Origin of the sequence: Pseudoflavonifractor sp. 60, assembly GCF_009911645.1 — a bacterium.
In the GTDB taxonomy this organism is placed as follows: Bacteria; Bacillota; Clostridia; order Oscillospirales; family Oscillospiraceae; genus Lawsonibacter.
This window is the reverse complement of the sequence record NZ_QWKI01000045.1, coordinates 1-1,716: the sequence shown is the minus strand read 5'-3', so window position 1 is coordinate 1,716 and position 1,716 is coordinate 1. Positions and strand designations below refer to the sequence as shown.

At 52.7% G+C, this 1,716-nt stretch carries 2 protein-coding genes; both read right to left on the bottom strand.

Annotated features, from left to right (window positions below; translation table 11 throughout):
- The coding region (locus tag D1646_RS06290) for a recombinase family protein (RefSeq protein ID WP_160635645.1) at positions 1-1,416 on the bottom strand (1,416 nt) is incomplete at its 3' end.
- 83 nt (positions 1,417-1,499) lie between these two features.
- Positions 1,500-1,716 (bottom strand): transposon-encoded TnpW family protein (locus tag D1646_RS06285; RefSeq protein ID WP_201754574.1); only part of this gene is annotated, 217 nt, incomplete at its 5' end.

The following is a 1,716-nucleotide window of genomic DNA, read 5'->3' as shown; positions in this document are numbered from 1 at the left end:
GGCGTTCAAGCTGTCCTCCAATGCTGGAATATCCACTTTCAACTGCCGCTGTTCATTTTCCAGCGATACCGTCAGCGTGGCAAAACGTTCCTCGGACAGCAGGCCCTTGGTCATGTCTTCATAGCTTTTCTGAATAAGCTGGTCAATCTCCAATACCCGCTGTTTGGCCTTGTCCAGTTCCCGGCACTTGGCGGTCAGTTTTTTCTTCTCTTGCAGACCAAAATGCTCCATCTGCTCCTGGGCAAACCGCTTTTCGTAGACCTGGATGTACCACAACAGTCTTTGCAGACCTTCCAGCACCAATTCCTCAACTACTTTTTCCCGGATGAAATGGGCCGAGCAAACGTTGGAATTTCCTCGATAAGCAGAGCAGAAGAAAAACGCCTGCTCCCGCTTGTAGTTGTTGGTGGCGCTGTACCCCAGCTTACTGCCGCAGTCGGCACAGTAAAGAAGCCCGGAGAACATACTGACGATGCCCGTTCTCGTGGGTCTGCGGCGGTGCTGACGGAGATTTTGAACCAGGGCAAAGGTTTCCCGGTCAATGATGGCGGGGTGGGTGTCGGGGAATATCTTCCATTCCTCCTGGGGTTTATCCAGCCGCTTCTTCAACTTAAAGGATTGTCTGAATGAGCGAAAATTCACCGTATCGCCGGTGTATTCCTGCCTGTCCAGAATAGCGGCCACGGTGGAGGAACACCAGTTATGCGGGTACACAGGGGGCTTAACAGGGCAGTTTACGCCAATGCTGTGAAGATACTCGCTGGGGGTCAATACGCCCTCAGAGCGCAGTTTCTTGGCGATTTGAGTAGGCCCCAGGCCGGACACGCTCATTCGGAAAATCCGTTGTACTACCTCTGCCGCTGGCCTGTCTACCAGCCACTTGGTCTTGTCCTCCGGGTCTTTTTTGTAGCCATAAGGGACATTAGTGGTGAGCGGTATTCCGGCGTTGCCACGGCTCTGCATGACACGGCGAACCTTATCGCTCGTATTTTTCGCGTGCCACTCATTGAACAAATCTTGCATTGGAACGATGTCGCTGACGCCATTTGCGGTGTCGATGTTGTCCATGATGGCGATGTACCGCACGTTCAGCCGGACAAAATCTTCTTCCAGAAGCTGGCCTACCACAAGGCGGTTCCGGCCCAGCCGGGAGTGGTCTTTGACCACCAAATTTGCCACAAGCCCCTGCTCGGCCAACTCCATGATTTCCATGAAGGCCGGCCTTGCGAACGTAACCCCCGAGTATCCGTCGTCGAACATAAAGCGGGGGTTTGGCAAGTGGTTGTCTGCGGCGAACTTCTCTAAAATAGCCCTTTGATTCTGGATGCTGCCCGAGATGCCCTCTTTCTCGTCATCGCGGGACAATCTGGCGTATAACACAGTAATTCGCTGCTCGTTTGGCTGCTTTTTCTTCAAAATATGCTCCTTTCCGCAGCCGGATGTGATATGAATTGCGAGGTGCCATTATCATACCACACCCGGCGCAAAACTTCAATACTTTAATGTGCGATATTTCGATTGAGGATACGGATTACTTTCTTCTCCACGGGTTCGGCGGTGTCGTTGCTGAAATGGGCGTTGACGGCGTAGACGGTGCCACCGACCTCCCTCTCAAAGCTGATAGGCAGACTGTATTGATGTTCTCTCAGCCAGTCCAGGCGTTCCTCGTGGGACAGACCGACAAGAATAGCTGCTGTTTTCTCTATTTGCTCCATC